Origin of the sequence: Nocardia sp. NPDC051756 (genome assembly GCF_040681495.1) — a bacterium.
GTDB lineage: Bacteria > Actinomycetota > Actinomycetes > Mycobacteriales > Mycobacteriaceae > Nocardia.
Window position 1 is genome coordinate 551,117 of record NZ_JBFAYV010000003.1, and the last position, 19,104, is coordinate 570,220.

Sequence of the window (19,104 nt, forward strand, 5' to 3'; positions counted from 1 at the left end):
ATGGGTTACGACGCCAAATTCCGCGTGTGGCGCGGCGACCTCGACGGCGGTGAACTGCACGATTTCACCGTCGCGGTGAACGAAGGTGAGGTGGTGCTCGACATCATCCACCGGTTGCAGGCCACCCAGGCACCCGATCTGGCGGTGCGCTGGAACTGCAAGGCGGGTAAGTGCGGTTCCTGCTCGGCCGAGGTGAACGGCCGCCCGCGCCTGCTGTGCATGACCCGGATGTCCACCTTCACCGAGGCCGACGTCATCACGGTCACCCCGATGCGCACCTTCCCGGTGATCAAGGACCTGGTCACCGACGTGTCCTTCAATTATCAGAAGGCGCGCGAGATTCCGTCGTTCACCCCGCCCGCGGATCTCAAGCCGGGCGACTACCGGATGAAGCAGATCGATGTGGAGCGCTCGCAGGAGTTCCGCAAGTGCATCGAATGTTTCCTCTGTCAGGACACCTGTCACGTGGTGCGGGACCACGAGGAGAACAAGACCTCGTTCGCCGGGCCGCGGTTCCTGATGCGGATCGCGGAGCTGGAAATGCATCCGCTGGACGTCGCCGATCGGCGCGACCTGGCGCAGGACGAGCAGGGGCTCGGCCTGTGCAATATCACCAAGTGCTGCACCGAGGTCTGCCCCGAACACATCAAGATCACCGACAATGCGCTCATCCCGATGAAGGAGCGCGTCGCGGACCAGAAATACGATCCGCTGGTCTGGTTGGGTAACAAGCTGTTTCGCCGCTGACCGGCTGATGCAGCGTTGACGAGGTGCCCTCCGGCCGTTGCCGGAGGGCACCCCCGTTTACAACATGGCCACCACCGCGACGGCGACAACGCCGACGAGCAGGCCGATGACCAGCGACGACATCAGCGATCCGGTGAGGATGAACAGGCCGATCGCCGTCACGGCAAACAGCAACGCGACGATCAGCCATTCGACCCAATCCCCAGGTCGCAATTTCTTGTACCGGGAGTGGGAACCTTTGAGCCCACGGTCCACAAAGAGTGGGCTACCCCATTGTTATAGAAGCGAAACTATTCGGGACGGTCGAACTCGCCGTCGTGTACGCCCGCGGTGAACGCGGCCCACTCCGACGGGGTGAAGACCAGGGCCGGGCCGTCGGGATTCTTGCCGTCGCGCAGGCCGATGTGGCCGTCTGCCAGCAGGGCGACCTCGACGCTGTCCTTGCCTTCGCCGTTGCCCGCCTTGCGCCAGGTCGCTCCGGAAAGATCGACATTCGCGCCATTATTGATGCTCACGACAACAACTCCTTTGTTGGAGCCAGGGTCGGCAAACGGTGCCATAACCCCGACTGCGAACGTAAATTATTGCGCCCCAATAAGTTAACTACTCATGCCGCAAACTCTTTAGCCACTTGCCGGAGCAACTGCCGGCTGGTCTGGATATCCAGCGCCGCCCGTTGCAGGCTCTCGTGTGCCCGATGGTACCGCTGCACGTCGACCGGGCGTTCGAGATACAGATCGCCGGTGAAGCCCTCCACGTACACCACCGGCGGCTCCACCGGCTGCCCCTTGCTGTCGGTGCCGAACTCCAGCACGGTGAACGGCCCGGTGGAATCGCCCAGCGGTATGCCGGCCGCGAACGGCAGGATGCGCACCGAGACGTTGTCGCTGGTGCTCAGGTCCGCGAGGTGTCGTAGCTGGGCCGCCATCACCTTCACGCCACCGACCACCCGGCGCAGCACCGACTCGTGCAACACCACGGCAACCGTCGCGGGGGAGCATTTCCGGGTGATCAACGCCTGTCGCTGCAACCGCAGCTGGACGCGGCGCTCCAGTTCTGTCTCCGAATCGTCCGGATAGCCGAGACGATGCAGAGCCCTGGCGTAGTCCGCGGTCTGCAGCAGACCGAGCACCAGTTCCGATTGGTAGGAACTCAGTTGCTGGGCCGATGCCTCCAAACCCACGTAGACATCGAAGTTTTCGGGGATCAGATCGCCGTAGGCGTGCCACCAGCTCTTGACCGCGGCCTGCTGGGCCAGGCCCTTGAGCCCGTCGGCCAGCTGCTCGTGGATGCCGTAGATCCGGCACAGTTCCTGGATGTCGATGGTGCGGATGCGATCGGCCTGCCCCTTCTCCAGCCGCTGCAAAGTGCTTGCGCCCCATTCCATCAGCCGCGAGGCCTCGGCGATGGTGAGCCCCGCCTGGGTCCGCCAATCGCGCAGATATCGGCCTAGCTGCCTGCGCGGTAGAGTAGAAGAGGCGCTCTCGGTACCGGTCGGTTTGTCGAACCCCCCGGACGCTCGCTCCGAACTCGCCGACGTTCTTGCCGAACTCGCTGACACAGCACGCTCCGTTCTGTGTTCTGCTGCTCACCGGCGATTTTGCGGGGGCAACCAGCAAGCTCGGTTCCCCGTCACTTCGCTTGGGCAGCGGGCTCTTTCGTCCACTATGGAGAATCCTCCCCTCCCGGCTGGTTTTCGTGCTGGGAATTCGCGCGAAATCTTTGGATATCCATCGCGGGCGTTGTTTCGGGCACCCGGCAATGGTGTGCTGGAAGTATGCCCGGACGGATCGAACGCCCTCCCCGGCGTCTCCGCCTCGAAACTTCCGGGTACTCAGCAAGAGTCGCCCGCAGGAACGAGGAGTCATGGCTGTACATGTCATTGCGTCGTCCTTGATGACCAGCGATCTCACCGCGCATCGCGCGCGCAGCGTCGGACACGGGAGCTGGGTGGTGTCCTACCTCCCCGGCCGCACCCTGACCTGCGCGCAAGCCGTTGCCGCACTGCGGGTTGCCGAGGTGGTGCCGTCGCTGCTCGATCTGGTCGGCGAGCTCGCCGACGAGGTCGGGCTGACCGCGCTGGAGGCGGTCGGGATGGCGGTACGGCAATCCGCCTGGCCGGAGGAACCGACGCCGACCCGACATCGATGGTCCGTCGGCCCGCAGCCGGCGGGGGTCGCCTGATGCAGCTCACGAACCTGAACATGCACGTGGCCGCGATGCTGGCCTGCGGCGCCGATCCCGGCGTGCTGAATGTCGAACAAGCCCATGCGGCAATGCAATTGCACCTCGACTGCACCGTGGACCGATGCCGGGTGCGGCGGCGGGCGCGGGCCACGCTGGTGGAGGCGGGCAAGTGCGTGCTCGACGAGCGCGCGTTGCCGTCCTGAGGAATCGGTCCGACTGACTGAGCCGAGCTGATCCGCTACCGTTCTCTGCGCGAGCGGTATGGGAGAGGCGAGTCTGGTGTTGGTGCGGGTGTTGCGGCGGTCGGTGGCGGTAATCGCGGTGTCGGTGCTCGCCGCCGTGCCGGTCTACAGCAATGCCGCGCCGGGAGACGATGCGCGACCCGCCGGCCTGGACCGGTTCTACGGCCAGCAGCTGCACTGGCAGTCCTGCGAGATCGCGAACCTGGACAAGGCCGGCGGCGCGTGCGCCGATGTGCAGGTCCCGCTCGACTACGGGCGGCTGGACGGGCGGACGATGACCGTGCGGATCTCGCGGGTCGCGGCCACCGATCCGGCTCGGCGCCAAGGGATTCTGCTGGCCAATCCGGGTGGGCCCGGCGGCGAGGGACTGGACAGCGTCGATCTGCTCGGTGATGTGCTGACGCCGGATGTGCTGGCCACGCACGACCTGATCGGGATGGATCCGCGCGGGGTCGGGGAGTCGGGGCGCAGTCCGCGCTGCGGGTGGCCGGTCGGCGAGATGATCCGTTCGGCGGGGCTGGATCCGCTCGGCTTCGCGCACGACACGGTGCAGTCGGTGGGCATGGCCGCGGGTTGCCTGGTGCACGACCCGGAGATGATGCGGCAGTTCACCACTCGCAATACCGCCAGGGACATGGACGTCGTGCGCGCGGTGCTGGGCGAGCAGCGGATCGATTACTTCGGGCTGTCCTACGGCACCTACCTCGGTGCGGTGTTCACCCAGATGTTCCCGGAGCGCAGCGGGCGGATCGTGCTGGACAGCGCGATCGATCCGGATCGGTATTGGGAAGGGCTGGTTCAGGATTGGGGACCGGCCGACGAGCGTGCCCTGGACGACTGGGCTACGTGGGCCGCGGCGAAGGACGACACGTACCACTTCGGCGCGACGCCGCAGCTGGTGCGCGGCACGGTGGAGAAGCTGCTGCATACCGTGGCGCGGCAGCCGGTCGTCATGGACGGCTTCGCCATCGACGATCACTGGCTGCCGTTCATCCTGCACGGGATGCTGATGAACTTCCGGTTGAACGAGAAGCTGGCCGACACGGTGCGCGAGATCGCCGATGCGGCAGGCGGACCGGCGTCGTCGGCGCGGACGCCTTGGCTCAGCGCGACGATCACGGCGTTGCGCGATGGCGAGGATTCGACGTTGGCGCAGATCGCCTGCGGAGACGTCGGTGTGCCCCGGGATCCGGGTTGGTACTGGCGCAACATCGAGGAGAGCCGGGGCAGCCAGCCGGTGTTCGGGGCGATGGCGGGCAATATCCAGCCGTGCGCGTTCTGGGCGGGGCCGGTGGAGCCGGCGACCGTGGTGCGGAATGCGGTGCCCGCGCTCATTCTGAATTCGAGCGGTGATCCGCGGACGCCGCTGGAACATGCGGTTCGGCTGCATGCGGATATGACCGGGTCGCGGCTGGTCACGTTGCAGGATGTGCGTATTCACATGACATTTCGGCCGGGGCTCAGTGCTTGTGTGAATGACGCGATCAATACGTACTTCGGTTCGGGCGCGCTGCCTGCGGAGGATACGACCTGCTACGCGGATAAGCCGAGCACGTAAGCAATATTTCGCGGCGAATCAATGGTCAGCGCCGAACAGTTAGTTCGTCGGGTTTGGCGTAGGGGGCGTCGTCGACCCAAGGCCGGCCCTCGGCGAATCGGGTCGACCGAAAAGCGGTGAGATCGACCAGCTTCGGTGCTCCCTCGGTGATCCATTCGGCCAGGCAGATGCCGATCGCGGGGGCGGTTTTGAAGGAGGTGCCGCTGTCGCCGGTCATCACCCAGAGGCCGGGGACGGCGGGTATCTGATCGATGATGGGGTGGCCGTCCGCGCTGTACATGTAGGTGCCCGCCCAGCCGCCGCGCATGGTGGCCGCGGCGAAACCCGGGAAGCGCTGCGCCATAGCCGATCTGGCGCGGGCGACAGCAGCCGAGTCGATGGTTTCGTCGGCGTCGTCCGGGGTGGTCGGGCGGGCCGCCACGCCGAGGCCGACCAGGGTTCCGGCGCTGCCCTCGGGCCGGAACCAGGAACCGCGGGTCGAATCGATGACGACGCGATGCTTGCGGCCGAGGTCGACGGTGGGCGGCCAGCGGAAGATCACCACCTGGGTGCGCGTCGGGGTCAGGCCGAAGTCGAGGCCGAGCGGGCGCAGGAGCTGGTCGGAGCGTGCGCCGGCGGCGAGCACGACTGTGCCCGTGGAGATGTGGCCTGCTTCGGTGTTCACGCCCGCGACGTGGTCGCCGCGGGTCACGATCTCGGTCGCGGGTGTCTCGGTCAGGATGCGTACGCCGAGCGCCGTTGCGGCCGTTGCCAATCCATAGAGCGCGCCATTCGGATCGGCGGTGCCCGAACCCGGTTCGAATGCGGCGACGGTCAGATCGTCGGTGCGGATCAGCGGTTCGATCGTGCGCGCCTCGTCGGCGGTGACGACGCTTGTTTCGATGCCGATCGCCTGTAGCGCAGCGACATTCGTGCGCAGGGCTGCCTCGTCACGTGGTGCGACGAGGCGCAGGAAACCGACCGGATCGAAGCCGGGCGAGCCCGCACCGACCTCGTCGTCCCATTCGCGGAAGATGCGCAGACTTTCCAGAGCGAGCCGGGCCTCGGGCACATTCGTGTAGTGGCAGCGAATGAGGGCACCCGATTTTCCGGTCGCCCCCGCGCCGAGCTGTTGCCGCTCGACCACGACGACGTCGCGGATGCCCCGTTTCGCCAATTGCAGGGCCGCCGATATCCCGACGATACCGCCGCCGATAATCACGACCTCGGCCGTTTTCGGCTGCTGGACCGCCATTACCGCCCTTTCGCTCATCGCCCGTTATCGTCGATCGCAAAAGAACATACGCGTAGCCGGTCAGCTTATGCCGTACCCCAATGTCCAGCTATTCGGTGTGTCGGGATCTGCCGCGAACTAAACGTCGCACCGCCAGTTGTAGGCGGTCGAGCCGCCGCGGGCGTGCAGGCCATACGCGTACTGGCACCAGGATTCGATATTCACCCCTGGGCGGCCCCGTTCCGGATGGCTCGGCAGCCAGCACCGCCAGCCGAAACCACCCTGATTCGGATAGTCGAGATTGGCGCGCCAACCGATGTTTCCTTGGTTGTATTGGCAGGCCAGGCTGAGTTGCCCTTGATCCATGGTCACCGCGGCCTCAGCAGTCGGGGCCATGGCGAGGCTGACGCCAATCGACGCAACACCCGCCATCAGAGCGACCGCTAACCTTTGTCGCATTTTTATTTCCTAACTCAAATGAACTGCGGCAGAATTACTTACCCTTTGAGAATAGGTAGCGCAATGCGGAATCGGGATCCCCCGAACGACAGACAAAGTGTGCGGTGTCGGAGCTGTTTCGATCAGGCGGCTGCGGTGACCGGTTCGTCGGCGAACTGGGTGCGGTACAGCTCGGCGTAGCGGCCTTCTTCGGCCAGTAGTTGAGTGTGTGTGCCGCGCTCGATGATTCGGCCGTCCTCCATGACCAGGATCTGGTCGGCAGCTCGGATGGTGGACAGGCGGTGCGCGATCACCAGGGCGGTGCGACCTTCCAGGGCCTCCGAAAGTGCTTCCTGGACCGCGGCTTCCGAGGTCGAGTCGAGTGAGGCGGTGGCCTCGTCGAGGATGACCACGCGCGGCTGCTTGAGCAGCAGGCGGGCGATGGTGAGGCGCTGGCGTTCGCCGCCGGAGAGGCGGTAGCCGCGTTCGCCGACCACGGTGTCCAGGCCGTCCGACAGAGATTCGACCAGGTCACGTAGCCGGGCCCGCTGCAACGCGTCCCACATATCCGCTTCTTGCGCCTCCGGGCGGGCGAGCAGCAGGTTCGCCCGGATGGTGTCGTGGAACAGATGCCCGTCCTGGGTGACCAGGCCGACGGTGTCCCGGATCGACTGGCTGGTCAGGTCGCGCACGTCGGTGCCGTTCAGCCGCACCGTGCCGCCGTCCACGTCGTACAGCCGGGAAACCAGCTGGGCGACAGTGGATTTACCGGCGCCAGACGAACCGACCAGCGCGATGAGCTGGCCGGGCTCGGCGCGCAGCGACACGTCGTGCAGCACGTCGACGCCGCCGCGGGTGTCCAGGGTCGCGACGTCCTCCAGCGAGGCCAGCGACACCTTGTCCGCGGACGGGTAGCCGAAGGTCACGCCGTCCAGTTCGACCGCGACCGGTCCGTCCGGCACGGCCACCGCGTCGGGCGCGTCCTCGATCAGCGGCTTGACGTCGAGCACCTCGAAGACCCGCTCGAAGCTCACCAGCGCGGCCATGATCTCCATCCGGGCGCTGGCCAGCGCGGTCAGCGGGGTGTAGAGCCTGGTCAGCAGCAACGACAGGGCCACGACGGCACCGGCGTCCAGCTGTCCGCGCAGCGCGTACCAGCCGCCGAGGCCGTAGACCAGGGCGACCGCCAGCGCCGACACCAGGGTGAGCGAGGTGACGAAGATGGTCTGCAACATCGAGGTGCGGACGCCGATGTCGCGGACACGGCGGGCGCGCAGTTCGAATTCGCTGGATTCCTGCTGCGGGCGGCCGAACAATTTCACCAGCGTCGCGCCGGGTGCGGAGAACCGCTCGGTCATCTGGGTGCTCATGGCGGCGTTCAGCTTGGCCGCCTCGCGCTGCATGTCGGCCAGCCGGTTGCCCATCCGCCGGGCGGGCAGCACGAACACCGGCAGCAGGACCAGCGCGATCAGGGTGATCTGCCAGGAGATGCTGAGCATCACGCCGAGCGTGAGCGCGAGGGTGACCAGGTTGGCGACCACGCCGGAGAGGGTGTCGCTGAACGCGCGCTGCGCGCCGATCACGTCGTTGTTCAACCGGCTGACCAGCGCGCCGGTCCGGGTGCGGGTGAAGAAGGCGATCGGCATCTTCTGCACGTGGTCGAAGACCGCGGTGCGCAGATCCAGGATCAGGCCCTCACCGATGCGCGCGGACAGCCAACGGATGACCAGCCCGAAGGCGGCATCGAAGATCGCGAGCACCGCGATGATCAGGGCCAGATTCACCACGACCCGCGGCGCGGCCCCGTCGACGATGTTGTTGACCACCCGGCCGGCCAGCACCGGCGTGGCGACGGCCAGCAGCGCCGACAGGACGCTGAACAGGAGGAACACGCCGATCCGGCGCCGGTGTGGCGCGGCGAATCGGAGGATGCGCCGCGCGGTGGCCAGGCTGAACTGCCGCTGCTCCTGTGGCGCGTTGGCCCGCCGGTACATCTGGCTCCAAGCCACCGATTCGATACTCACGACTGCGCCTCGCTGACGCTCGGCTCCGTCGCGCGCATCAGCACGCTGTGTCTTTGGTTCGCTCGCTGGCGCTCGCTCACGTTGTTCTCCCTCTCGCTCCCCACCCATCAAAGCCCTCGGCACCGACATTAAGACCTCAACAAAGGTTGAGAGCAAGTCCATCCACCGCATCCGGATTCCGCGCACAGCGAAACCTCCGCGCCCGCGCCTAGGCTGGCCGGGTGACCAAGGACCGGGTGGTGGAGGCGCTGGGCGGCAGGCTCGACGGCGTGGTCGACGCGTCCGAGCGACGGCGGGCGGAGTATTCGTCGGACGCCTCCAATTATCGGGTGTTGCCGCGCGCGGTGGTATTCCCGCATTCGGACGAGGATGTGGCCGTCACGCTGGAGGTCGCCGGGGACAACGGACTCTCGGTGACCGCGCGCGGCGGCGGGACCTCGGTGGCGGGGAATGCGATCGGGCCGGGGCTGGTGCTGGATTTCAGCAGGCATATGCACCGGATCCTGGAAATAGATCCGCACGCACGGGTCGCGCGGGTGCAGCCAGGAGTTGTGCTGTCGGAATTGCAACGGGCGGCCCGGCCGCACGGGCTGCGGTTCGGGCCGGATCCGTCCACGCAGAACCGGTGCACGCTGGGCGGGATGATCGGCAACAATGCCTGCGGGCCACGTGCGGTGGCCTGGGGGCGCACCTCGGATACGGTGCGGGAACTGCGGATTCTCGACGGAACGGGCGTCGAGCGGACGCTGGCCAACGATCTGTCGGTGCTGCCCGGGCTCGCCGAGTTCACCGCGGCGAATCTCGCGGTGCTGCGCACGGACTTGGGGCGCTTCGAGCGCCAGGCGTCGGGTTACGGGCTCGAACATCTCCTGCCCGAACGTGGTTCGGCGGTGGCCAAGGCGTTCGTCGGATCCGAGGGGACCTGCGGGTTGCTGCTCGACGCGACGGTCGAGCTGGTCGCGCTGCCGAAGGCCGCGGTGTTGACGGTGCTCGGTTATCCCGATATCGCCACCGCCGCGGACAACGTCGCCGCGGTGATGGCATGCAAGCCGACCGCGGTCGAGGGGATCGATGCGCGACTGGTCGATGCAGTCCGCGCCCATCGCGGCACCGTTCCGGAACTGCCGCGCGGAGGCGGCTGGTTGTTCGTGGAAACGTCAGGTGACACACCCGCGGAGGCCTTGGCGGTCGCCGAGCAGTTGCGCCGGTCCGTCGATGCGCTCGACTCCCGAATCGTCACCGATCCCGCTGTCGCGGCGGCACTCTGGCATATCCGCGCGGACGGTGCCGGCCTGGCCGGTCGCACCCCGGACGGACAGCCGGCCTGGCCGGGGTGGGAGGACGCGGCGGTACCGCCGCAACGACTCGGCGCCTACCTGCGTGATTTCGCCGATCTGACCGCTGAGCACGGTGTGGACGGCCTGCTGTACGGCCATATCGGCGACGGCTGCATCCATGTGCGGCTCGATCTCCCGATCGCCGATGCGCCGCAACGGTTCCGGCGTTTCCTGTTCGACGCCGCCGAACTGGTTGTCCGGCACGGTGGTTCGCTGTCCGGCGAGCACGGCGACGGACGAGCGCGCTCGGAGTTGCTCTCGCTCATGTACTCCCGTCAGGTGCTCGACGTATTCGCCGGATACAAGGCGCTTTTCGATCCCGCCGACGTACTCAACCCGGGAGTGCTCGTCGCACCGCGACCGATCGACGCCGACCTGCGGCTGGCCGGGCTGCCGCTGATCCCCGCCTCGGGCGGCTTCGCGTTTCCGCACGACCACGGCGATTTGAGCACCGCGGTGCATCGCTGCGTCGGCGTCGGCAAGTGCCGCGCCGATACCCGTGCCGCCGGTGGGTTCATGTGCCCGTCCTACCTGGCCACCAAGGACGAGAAGGACAGCACCCGCGGCCGGGCCAGGGTGTTGCAGGAGGTGGTGCGCGGCGCGCTGCCGTGGTCGTCCGACGCGGTCGCCGAGTCGCTGGATCTGTGCTTGTCCTGCAAGGCATGTCGGTCCGACTGCCCGGCCGGCGTCGATGTGGCGACGTACAAGGCCGAGGCCCTCTATCGCCGGTATCGGCATCGTCCGCGACCGATCGACCACTACTCGCTCGGCTGGCTGCCGCGCTGGCTGGCGCTGGCGACGCGCATGCCGCGTGTCGCCAACCGATTGGCGGGCAGCGCGGTACTGCGCCGAATCGGGTTGCGCGCGGCGGGCATTGATCCGCGCCGTGCAGTTCCCCGACTGGCGGATCGCAGCTTCCGCCGGATGTGGCGTGACTTCGGCGGAGTCGTCCCGCTCGCCGGGCCGAGCCTCGATGCAGCCGATACCTCAACGACTGCAACGGAAGCCGGTACCGGCCAACCAGATGTGATGCTGTGGGTGGATACCTTCACCGACGCCTTCGATCCCGAGATCGCCCTGGCTGCGGCGCAATTGGTGCAGTCGCTGGGCTACCGGGTGCGCATTCCCGCCCGGCGCGTGTGCTGCGGACTCACCTGGATCAGCACCGGTCAGCTGGACGGCGCCCGTGCGCGCCTGCGCGCCACGCTGGACGCACTGGATGAGCACGTGCGCGGCGGCGGCATCGTGATCGGGCTGGAACCGTCCTGCACCGCGGTGTTGCGCTCGGACCTGCCCGAATTGCTACCGGAGGACCCGCGCGCGGCGGCGACCGCCCGGGCCGTGCGCACGCTCGCCGAGTTCCTGGCGGAACAACCGAACTGGCAGCCGCCACAATCGCCGGGTCGGACAGTTGTGGTGCAACCGCATTGTCACCAGCACGCGATTATGGGATTCGACACTGATCGCCAATTGTTAGCCACAATGGGAATCAATGTGACTGAAATCACCGGGTGCTGCGGCCTCGCGGGAAACTTCGGAATGCAGCGTGACCATTACGACATTTCGGTCGCGGTGGCCGAGAACGGCCTGCTACCCGCGCTGCGTACCGCCGGCCAAGAAACGATCTTGCTCGCGGACGGCTTCTCCTGCCGGACCCAGGCGGCCCAACTGAGCGGACGGCAGAGCCGCCATCTGGCCCAATTCCTGTTGGAGCAGTGAGACTTTCGCGCGCTCGCCGGACCACGGTCGCGGCGAGTGCGCGCTACCGGTCAGCTGCCGAACGGCAGGGTGCCGGGCGGAATCTGATAACCCGAACTGCCTGCGGAAACACCGCCCCATGCAGCGAGCAACCAGTTGAGCAAGTTGGTGATCATTCGATACCTCCATGTGGCGACTGCCAGCTGTTTGCCGATCGGAACGAATATCGCCACATCCATTCTTCGCGTTACAAAATACCGGGGACCTGCAGTCATGCATATCCGGTATCGAATAGCGCCGAATTGCGTTGTGCGCGAGTAGTTTCTCGATCGGGCGTGGCCTGACGCACATTCCTGGGGGCGGCATCGGGCAGAATGGACCGATGCGTAACGCGATGGTCGAACCGGTAGGAGACCCCACCGGTCTGGCCAGGACCGTGACGTCCGACCGCCCGATCGACCTGGCCGCCACCATCGCCCCGCTGCGCCGCGGCGCCGGTGATCCGTGCCACCACACGACCCGCGACGGCGCGCACTGGCACGCCTCCCGGATGACCTCGGGCCCGGTCACCTATCGACTGACCCAGTCCGGACCCGCCGCGGTGCAGGGCCAGGCCTGGGGTCCGGGCGCCGAGGAATTCCTCGACGGACTCGACCACATGCTGTGCCTGGACGAGGACGTGCACGGCTTCGTCCCGGACCACCCGAAGCTCATCGAGGCACATCGCCGCTTTCCCGGATTGCGCATGCTGCGCACCGGCCTGGTCTTCGAGGCGCTGGTGCCGGCCATCATGGAGCAGAAGGTGCACAACATCTCGGCTCGCGATTCCTGGCGAAAGCTGGTGCGGCAGTTCGGCGATCCCGCACCGGGGCCCGCGCCGGAGAGCCTGCGGCTGCCGCCCGAGGCCGATACCTGGCGGCGGGTGCCGTCCTGGGCCTTCCACCGGGCCAATGTCACCCCGCAGCGCGCGCAGACGATCGTGCGGGCGGCCAGGGTGGCGAGCTCACTGGAACGCGCGGCGGGCGTCGACCCCGCCGAGGCCGCCCGCAGGCTCCGATCGATCCCGGGGATCAGCGTGTGGACCGCCGCCGAGACGGCGCAGCGCGCGTTCGGCGACGCGGACGCGCTGTCGGTCGGCGACTACAACCTCGCGCCGATGATCGGCTGGACCCTGCTCGGCCACGCGATCGACGACGACACGATGGTCGAATACCTGGAACCCCTTCGGCCGCACCGCTATCGGGCGGTGCGACTGCTGGAGGTCAGCGGGCAGGCGTTCAAGCCGAAGTTCGGCCCGCGCACCCCGATCACCGACCACACCTGGCACTGACGCCTCAGCCCAGGCGAGCGCCGAGCCCGTCCAGCACCCGGTCCAGGCCGTAGCGGAACTTGCGGTCGCGCCGCTCGACCGGGTCGGTATCCCAGTCGTCCTGCTGAAATCGCGGGTAGTCCTTGGCGGCTTCCTCAGCGGCGGGCCGCAACGCGGCGACGAACTCCCGCTCGGTCTGCCCGGAACGGCCGAGTAGGGCCAGCCAGGCGGCCTCGCTGATGCCCATCCCGACCACGTAGCTCATGACGACGCTGATCGCGTCGCTCGTCTCCGCCGCCGGAAAACCGCCGGACTCGAACAGCCCGACCAGGCCGTCGTTCATCCGCATGACGTTCGGGCCCAGGTAGGACATGCCCACCTGGCCGAGCGTCGAGGCCATCCACGGGTGCCGCAGGATCATCGCGCGCAGGCTTTCCGCGCACTCCTCGGTGGCTGTGCGCCAGGCCGCCGGGTCGGCGATCTCGGGCACCCGGATCTCGCCGTAGACCTCGTCGACGACCAGCTCGATGAGCTCGTCGCGGTTGGCCACGTGCCGGTAGAGCGATGTGGCGCCGGCATTGAGCCGGGCGCCGAGTTGGCGCATGGTCAGCGCCTCCATACCCTCCGCGTCCAGCAGGGCGACCGCCTCGGCGACGATCTGCTCCCTGGTCAGCGCGGGCTGCTCCCGGCCTTTGCGCGGACGCGTCCACACCGATCCGACCTGCTGCTTTTCGACGGCCACATCGACTCCCTTCGGTTGCCGACCACAGTAGCGCACGATGTACGCACTTGCGAACACGAGAGAATCATGCGTACATTGTTCGCAACAACAGAACGTCGTACGCAGCACCGTGAGAAGAGAGTTACCGATGGACGCGATGGACACCCGCAACCCGAAGCGCTGGTGGATTCTGATCGTGCTGTGCCTCAGCACGCTGGTCCTGGTCATCGACAATTTCGTGCTGGCCGTCGCGGTACCGGTGCTGGCCGCGGATCTGCACGCGAGCGCCCAGGACATCCAGTGGATCCTGGACTCCTACATCCTGGTTTTCGCGGGCCTGCTGCTCACCTCGGGCAGCCTGGCCGACCGGTTCGGCAGACGCCGGGTGATGCTCATCGGCCTCGTCCTGTTCGGCGTCGCCTCACTCGGGGCCACCCTGGCGTCGAGCCCGGTCGAGCTGATCGTCGCCCGCACGGTGATGGGCATCGGCGGCGCGCTGGTGCTGCCGAGCACGCTGTCGATCCTGATCACCGTGTTCGACGCCGAGGAGCGGCGCAAGGCGATGAGCTTCTGGAGCGCCGCCTCGGTGCTCGGCCTGGTCGGCGGTCCGGTGCTCGGCGGCGTGCTGATCGCGCACTTCTGGTGGGGCGCCGCGTTTTTGATCAATATCCCGGTCGCGGCGGTCGCGATCATCGCGGCGCTGGTGTTGATGCCGGAATCGAAGGGGCCGTGGACCGAGCCGGACGTGCCGGGCGCGGTGCTGTCCATGGTCGGGATGACCGCGCTGGTGTGGACCATCATCGAATTCCCCAAGGGCGGTTTCGATCACGCGTCCACGGTGAGCACGCTGGTCGTCGCCGTGGCCGCTCTGGTGGCATTCCTGGTGTGGGAGAAGCGCGTCGAGCATCCGATGGTGCCGCTGGAGCTGTTCCGCAACCGTGACTTCGCCGGGGGCAGCCTGTCGCTGACGCTGGTCCAGGTGGCCAATGGTGGTCTGCTGCTGGTGCTTACCCAGTATCTGCAATTCGTGCTGGGTTACTCGCCGACCGAGGCGGGGCTGGCGTTCATTCCGATGATGGCCGCGTCCATCGTGTTCAACGGGCTCGGGGCGGGTCTGGGCAGCAAGGTCGGCAACCGCACGCTGGCGATGACCGGCATGCTGGTCTCGACCGTCGGGCTCGGGCTGCTGGCCGGTCTGTCCGCGGACAGCGGATTCGGGGTGCTGGCCGGCGCGCTGGTGGTGCTCGGCGCCGGGGCCGGGCTCGCGCAGCCGGCCGCCATCGCCGCGCTGATGGGGGCGGTGCCGCCGGAGCGGGCGGGCGTCGGGTCCGCGCTGAACGACACCATTCAGCAGGCGGGCGCCGCGCTCGGCATCGCGGTGCTCGGCAGCATCCTGTCCAGCACCTTCACCAGCGGCATGCCGGACTCGGCGCCGGAGGCGGCGCGGCATTCGATCGGCGACGCGCTGGCACTGGCGGCGCAGACCGGCGACAACGCGCTGCTCGATACCGCGCGGGACGCGTTCACCAACGCCATGTCGGTCAGCTTCCTCGCCGGTGGCGCCGGAATCCTGGCCGGTGCGATCGTCGCCCTGTTCGTCATGCGCAACACCAAGACCACGCCGGCGGACGCAGGCGCAGAGGCGGCACTGGTCAAGTAGGACAACCGAATACCGAAAGACCTGCCCGATCGCTGATCGAGCCGGTCTTTTCGGTGTGTGGAACTAGTTCCGCCCGTTCAGAATTCGCCGAGGACGTTGAAGACGGTGCGCCCGGTGTGCGTGCCACCCTGGATGGAATGCAGCACCTTCTCCGCATCGGTGATCGAGGCGAACTGGGTGAGCGCCGAAAGGTGTTGCGGGCGCAGCTCGTTGGCCAGCCGGGTCCACAGTTCGCGGCGCTTCTCGATCGGCACGAACACCGAATCGATGCCGAGCAGGTCGACGCCGCGCAGGATGAACGGCAACACGGTGGTCGGCAGGCCGGAACCGCCGGTCAGGCCGCTGACCGCGACCGCGCCGCCGTATCCGATGGCACTGAGGATGTAGGCGAGCGACTTGCCGCCGACGCTGTCGATCGCGGCGGCCCAGCGGGCCTTGTTCAACGGCCGCGGCTTGGCGTCGGGGTCCTCGGGCAGCCGGCCGATGATCTCGTTGGCGCCGAGCTCGCCGAGCAGATCGCTCGCGTCGGTCTTGCCGGTGGAGGCGACGATCTCGAAGCCGAGGCCGGACAGGATGTCGATGCTCACGCTGCCGACGCCGCCGGTCGCGCCGGTGACCAGCACCGCGCCCGAATCCGGGGTGATGCCGCGATCGAGCAGCGACTGCACGCTCAGGCCCGCGGTGAAGCCCGCCGTGCCGAGCGCGGCGGCGTCCCTGGGGCTCAGGCCGTCCAGCTTCACCACCCAGTCGGCGGGCACCCTGGCGTACTCGGCGAACCCGCCGTTGTGTGCGACGCCGATGTCGTAGCCGTGCGCGACCACCAGGTCGCCGGGGGTGAAGTCGTCGTCCGCGGAGGAGACCACCTCGCCGGTGATGTCGATGCCGGGCACGATCGGATACTTGCGCACCACCCCGCCGCCGGGGGTGATCGCCAGCCCGTCCTTGTAGTTCGCGCTGGAGAAGTGCACCTTGATGGTCACCTCGCCAGGCCCGAGGAAATCGTCCCCGACCTCCTGCTTGGTCAGAACGATCCCGCTGTCCGATTCGTGCGCCACCATCGCCCAGAACTCCATGCGACGAGCATACGAGCGTCTGTCCCAGACCGCGCAGCTCGCGGGGCCGGTCTACTCCGGGACCAGTTCGAGGCGGACGCCGAGCAGGCGGATGGGACGGTCGAGGGTGAAGCGGTCGACGATGCGCAGCGCGGCCTCGGTGATCTCGGCGGGGTCGATGGTCGGAGTCGGCAGTTTTTCCTGTTTGCTGCGGGTGTAGAAGGTGTTGGTCCGGACGGTTACCGAAACCCGGGTGCCGACCCGGCCCGCCTCGGCCATTTCCTCGGTGACCTCGGTGGCCAGGCGGGCCACCTGGGCGCGGATCTCGGCGGGGTCGGTGAGGTCGTGCGGGAAGGTCTCGGATTTGCTGCGGCCCAGTGGAACTCGCGGTTCGGTGGTGACGTCGGTGTCGCCTTTACCGTGGCCGAGGACCCAGAGATACGGCCCGGTGTTCGGGCCGAATTCGGCGGCGAGCCGCTGCCGGTCCGCGGCCATCAGGTCGGCGACGGTGCTGATGCCGAGGTCGGCGAGGCGGGTGGCGATCCGACTGCCGATGCCCCACAACGCGTTTGTCGGACGGTGCGCCATCACCTCGGTCCAGTTCGCGGCGGTGAGGCGGAAGACGCCGGTGGCCGCGCCCGCGTCGTCGGCCGGTCCGGCATCGGACTTGCCGGTCGATTTGGCGATGCCGGTGGCGAGTTTGGCGGTGAGCTTGTTGTCGCCGATGCCGATCGAACAGGACAGCTCCAATTGCGCTATCGCGGAGCGGATTTCACCGGCGAGCGCCTCCGGGTCGTCGGTGTCGGTGGCGAGGAACGCCTCGTCCCAGCCCCACACCTCGACCCGGCCGGGGAAGGTGCGCAGCAGCGACATGACCTCGTCCGAGGCCTCCTCGTAACTGACCATGTCCAAGGGCAGGAACACGCCTTCGGGGCATTTGCGCTGCGCGCTGCGCAGCGCCATCCCGGCCCGGACGCCGAACGCGCGCGCCGGATAGGACGCGCAGGTGACCACCTTGCGCGGTTCGGCCGGGTCGCCGTTGCCGCCGACGATGACCGGCAGGCCGCGCAGCTCCGGGTGGCGGCGGAACTCCACCGCCGCCTGGAACTGATCGAGATCGACGTGCAACAGCCATCTGGCCATATCACCGTCTTACCGCACCGGGGTGACAGGAAGCGGGAACTCCGCCCCGATCGGCCCACGACGGCGGCGTCGAGCGGCTGGCGGTCGTACGATTTCACTGAGACGAGCAAGGGGGAGCAGAGCGATGACCGATGCGCAGGACAGGCCCGCCGCGTTGCCCGCGATCCGGGTCGGGGACACCGAGCGGCAGGTCGTCGTGCGCCGGCTGCACATCGCGGTGACCGAGGGGCGGCTCGATCTGCTGGAACTGGATCGGCGGCTGATCCTGGCCTACTCGGCCCAGACCAGCGCGGAACTGGTGGCGGTCACCGCGGACCTGCCGGTGCCGAACGAGCCGATCGAGCTGCGGACCGGGAGCGGGTCGCGGGAGAAGCGCGGCCAGTGGCCCGTTCCCGCCGAGCTCACCGCCGAGTGTGGTTCCGGCAGTATCACTTTCGACTTCACCGAGGCGCTCTGCCCGCACGGGGAGGTCGCGCTGCATGCCACCGTCGGCTCGGGCAGCATCCGGCTGATCGTGCCGCGCGGGTGGCGGGTCGATGTGGATCGGGTGAAGACCAAGAGCGGCAGCGTGTACAACCGCGCGACCGAGGCGTCGCATCCCGGCGCGCCGGTGCTGCGGGTGGACGGGCAGGTGCGTTCCGGATCCATCAGCGTGCGGTATCCGCGGCTGCCGCGGCGGTCGTTCCTGGCCTGGTTGTTGCGCCGGCCGCGTCCGGCCTGACCTGTTCGAGTAGGGCCCCGTCCCTTGCGCTGTCCGCAAAACAGAACTAAATTCTGGTTGTGAAGATTCGAGATCGGTTGCTGCTGGCGGCCGAGCGGCAATTCGCGGAGCGGGGCGCGCTGGACGCGACGCTGGCCCAGATCCGCGAGGCCGCCGGGGCCAGCGTCGGCGCTCTCTATCACCACTTTCCGGACAAGGCGGAGCTATACCGGCAGGTGTGGGCGAACGCGCTGGCCGACTACCAGCAGCACTTCTGGTCCGCGGTCGGCGACAGTTCCGATGCGCGCGAAGGGATCACGGCGGGGGTGCGCGAACACCTGCGCTGGGTCGCCGAAAACCAGTACCGGGCACAGGTTCTGCTGTCCGCGCGGCCGCCGGGGGTGCGGGAGAGCGACAGCAATCGCGAGTTCCTGCGCAACGTCGCCCGCTGGTGGCGCACGCACGCCGGATACGGCGCGGTGCGCGATCTTTCGCTCGATCTGGTCTACGCGCTGTGGCTCGGCCCGGCACAGGAATACTCGCGGCATTGGCTGAGCGGCAACCTGCTCGCCGCGCCGACCGACATCGCGGACGAACTCGCCGACGCGGCGTGGCTGACCCTGGGGACAAGCTGATGATCATCGATATCGACCTCGCCAAGCAGGTCCTGGCCGCCCAACCCTTCGCCGGGCTGGTCGGCACCGAGATCGCCGAATTCGGCGACGGCACAGTCACACTGGTGATTCCGATCCGTCCCGAACTGGGTCAGCAGTTCGGCTTCGTGCACGGCGGCGTGCTGTCCTACGCGGCCGACAACGCGCTCACCTTCGCCGCGGGCACCGCGCTCGGCGCGAACGTGCTGACCGGTGGCTTCACCATCACTTACCTGCGCCCCGCCAAGGGAATTCGGCTGCGGGCGGTGGCTACCGTCACCGGCGCCACCCGTCGTCAGGCCGTGGTGCACTGCGAGATCTATACCGAGGATGCCGACGGTGAGACAGTGCTCTGCGCGGTGGCGCAGGGGACGGCGCGCAGCGTCGAGCGGGAGCTGGCCGATCGCGCGTGATCGCTTGTC

General features: G+C 67.8%; 19 protein-coding genes. 10 read left to right on the forward strand and 9 right to left on the reverse strand.

Annotated elements, in window-relative coordinates; translation table 11 throughout:
• Complete coding sequence (locus tag AB0M22_RS14205) at positions 1-747, forward strand: succinate dehydrogenase/fumarate reductase iron-sulfur subunit (RefSeq protein WP_364725451.1); 747 nt, start codon at positions 1-3, stop codon at positions 745-747.
• Positions 748-804: 57 nt separating this feature from the next.
• On the opposite strand, the gene AB0M22_RS14210 is transcribed toward AB0M22_RS14205, so the two are convergent.
• The 3 genes from AB0M22_RS14210 to AB0M22_RS14220 form a co-directional block, all read right to left on the reverse strand.
• Positions 805-960, reverse strand: coding sequence for a hypothetical protein (locus tag AB0M22_RS14210; RefSeq protein WP_364725454.1), 156 nt, complete (start codon positions 958-960; stop codon positions 805-807).
• Positions 961-1,037: 77 nt separating this feature from the next.
• Entirely contained in the window at positions 1,038-1,262 is a 225-nt protein-coding gene (locus AB0M22_RS14215; protein WP_223884809.1) for a DUF397 domain-containing protein, read from the reverse strand.
• Between the two features lie 92 nt (positions 1,263-1,354).
• The gene (locus tag AB0M22_RS14220; protein WP_364725458.1) at positions 1,355-2,308 is read right to left on the reverse strand and encodes a helix-turn-helix transcriptional regulator; all 954 of its coding nucleotides are present in this window, start codon (positions 2,306-2,308) and stop codon (positions 1,355-1,357) included.
• Between the two features lie 305 nt (positions 2,309-2,613).
• Between AB0M22_RS14220 and AB0M22_RS14225 the strand changes: the two genes are divergently transcribed.
• From AB0M22_RS14225 to AB0M22_RS14235, 3 genes are read left to right on the forward strand one after another with little or no spacing between them, the layout of a single operon-like run.
• The gene (locus AB0M22_RS14225) at positions 2,614-2,931 is read left to right on the forward strand and encodes a hypothetical protein (protein ID WP_150400401.1); all 318 of its coding nucleotides are present in this window, start codon (positions 2,614-2,616) and stop codon (positions 2,929-2,931) included.
• A complete protein-coding gene (locus AB0M22_RS14230) occupies positions 2,931-3,137 on the forward strand; it encodes a hypothetical protein (protein WP_364725462.1) in 207 nt (68 codons plus the stop codon). Before AB0M22_RS14225 ends, AB0M22_RS14230 begins: the two co-directional genes overlap by 1 nt.
• A 58-nt stretch (positions 3,138-3,195) precedes the next feature.
• Positions 3,196-4,734 (forward strand): alpha/beta fold hydrolase, encoded by a 1,539-nt coding sequence (locus tag AB0M22_RS14235; RefSeq protein ID WP_364725465.1) that lies wholly within the window; start codon positions 3,196-3,198, stop codon positions 4,732-4,734.
• A 25-nt stretch (positions 4,735-4,759) separates the two neighbouring features.
• On the opposite strand, the gene AB0M22_RS14240 is transcribed toward AB0M22_RS14235, so the two are convergent.
• The 3 genes from AB0M22_RS14240 to AB0M22_RS14250 all read right to left on the reverse strand — a co-directional run bounded on the left by AB0M22_RS14240 (position 4,760) and on the right by AB0M22_RS14250 (position 8,409).
• Entirely contained in the window at positions 4,760-5,986 is a 1,227-nt protein-coding gene (locus tag AB0M22_RS14240; protein WP_364725468.1) for an FAD-binding oxidoreductase, read from the reverse strand.
• 99 nt (positions 5,987-6,085) lie between these two features.
• Positions 6,086-6,343 (reverse strand): hypothetical protein, encoded by a 258-nt coding sequence (locus AB0M22_RS14245; protein WP_364725471.1) that lies wholly within the window; start codon positions 6,341-6,343, stop codon positions 6,086-6,088.
• Positions 6,344-6,528: 185 nt separating this feature from the next.
• The gene (locus AB0M22_RS14250) at positions 6,529-8,409 is read right to left on the reverse strand and encodes an ABC transporter ATP-binding protein (RefSeq protein WP_364725474.1); all 1,881 of its coding nucleotides are present in this window, start codon (positions 8,407-8,409) and stop codon (positions 6,529-6,531) included.
• Positions 8,410-8,630: 221 nt separating this feature from the next.
• Between AB0M22_RS14250 and AB0M22_RS14255 the strand changes: the two genes are divergently transcribed.
• Both AB0M22_RS14255 and AB0M22_RS14260 read left to right on the forward strand, forming a co-directional pair.
• A complete protein-coding gene (locus AB0M22_RS14255; RefSeq protein ID WP_364725477.1) occupies positions 8,631-11,465 on the forward strand; it encodes an FAD-binding and (Fe-S)-binding domain-containing protein in 2,835 nt (944 codons plus the stop codon).
• A gap of 361 nt (positions 11,466-11,826) precedes the next feature.
• Positions 11,827-12,774 carry a DNA-3-methyladenine glycosylase 2 family protein gene (locus AB0M22_RS14260; protein ID WP_364725480.1) on the forward strand — a complete coding sequence of 316 codons (948 nt, stop codon included), beginning with the start codon at positions 11,827-11,829 and terminating at the stop codon, positions 12,772-12,774.
• Between the two features lie 4 nt (positions 12,775-12,778).
• Here AB0M22_RS14260 and AB0M22_RS14265 read toward each other — a convergent pair whose 3' ends face one another.
• Positions 12,779-13,495: a TetR/AcrR family transcriptional regulator C-terminal domain-containing protein gene (locus AB0M22_RS14265; protein WP_364725483.1), complete on the reverse strand. Its 717-nt coding sequence runs from the start codon at positions 13,493-13,495 to the stop codon at positions 12,779-12,781.
• A 127-nt stretch (positions 13,496-13,622) separates the two neighbouring features.
• Between AB0M22_RS14265 and AB0M22_RS14270 the strand changes: the two genes are divergently transcribed.
• Positions 13,623-15,134, forward strand: a complete 1,512-nt coding sequence (locus AB0M22_RS14270; protein WP_364725485.1) for an MFS transporter — start codon at positions 13,623-13,625, stop codon at positions 15,132-15,134.
• Positions 15,135-15,211: 77 nt separating this feature from the next.
• Here the strand turns inward: AB0M22_RS14270 and AB0M22_RS14275 are convergent, their stop codons facing one another.
• Together AB0M22_RS14275 and AB0M22_RS14280 are read right to left on the reverse strand one after the other, a co-directional pair.
• Complete coding sequence (locus AB0M22_RS14275) at positions 15,212-16,207, reverse strand: oxidoreductase (RefSeq protein ID WP_364725488.1); 996 nt, start codon at positions 16,205-16,207, stop codon at positions 15,212-15,214.
• 51 nt (positions 16,208-16,258) lie between these two features.
• Entirely contained in the window at positions 16,259-17,329 is a 1,071-nt protein-coding gene (locus AB0M22_RS14280) for a DNA polymerase IV (RefSeq protein ID WP_364725491.1), read from the reverse strand.
• Positions 17,330-17,453: 124 nt separating this feature from the next.
• Between AB0M22_RS14280 and AB0M22_RS14285 the strand changes: the two genes are divergently transcribed.
• From AB0M22_RS14285 to AB0M22_RS14295, 3 genes are read left to right on the forward strand one after another with little or no spacing between them, the layout of a single operon-like run.
• Positions 17,454-18,050: a DUF1707 domain-containing protein gene (locus AB0M22_RS14285; protein ID WP_364725495.1), complete on the forward strand. Its 597-nt coding sequence runs from the start codon at positions 17,454-17,456 to the stop codon at positions 18,048-18,050.
• A gap of 59 nt (positions 18,051-18,109) precedes the next feature.
• On the forward strand, positions 18,110-18,664 hold the full coding sequence (locus AB0M22_RS14290; protein WP_364725498.1) for a TetR family transcriptional regulator: 555 nt from the start codon (positions 18,110-18,112) through the stop codon (positions 18,662-18,664).
• Positions 18,664-19,095: a PaaI family thioesterase gene (locus tag AB0M22_RS14295; RefSeq protein WP_364725501.1), complete on the forward strand. Its 432-nt coding sequence runs from the start codon at positions 18,664-18,666 to the stop codon at positions 19,093-19,095. Before AB0M22_RS14290 ends, AB0M22_RS14295 begins: the two co-directional genes overlap by 1 nt.
• The last annotated feature ends 9 nt before the right edge of the window (positions 19,096-19,104 follow it).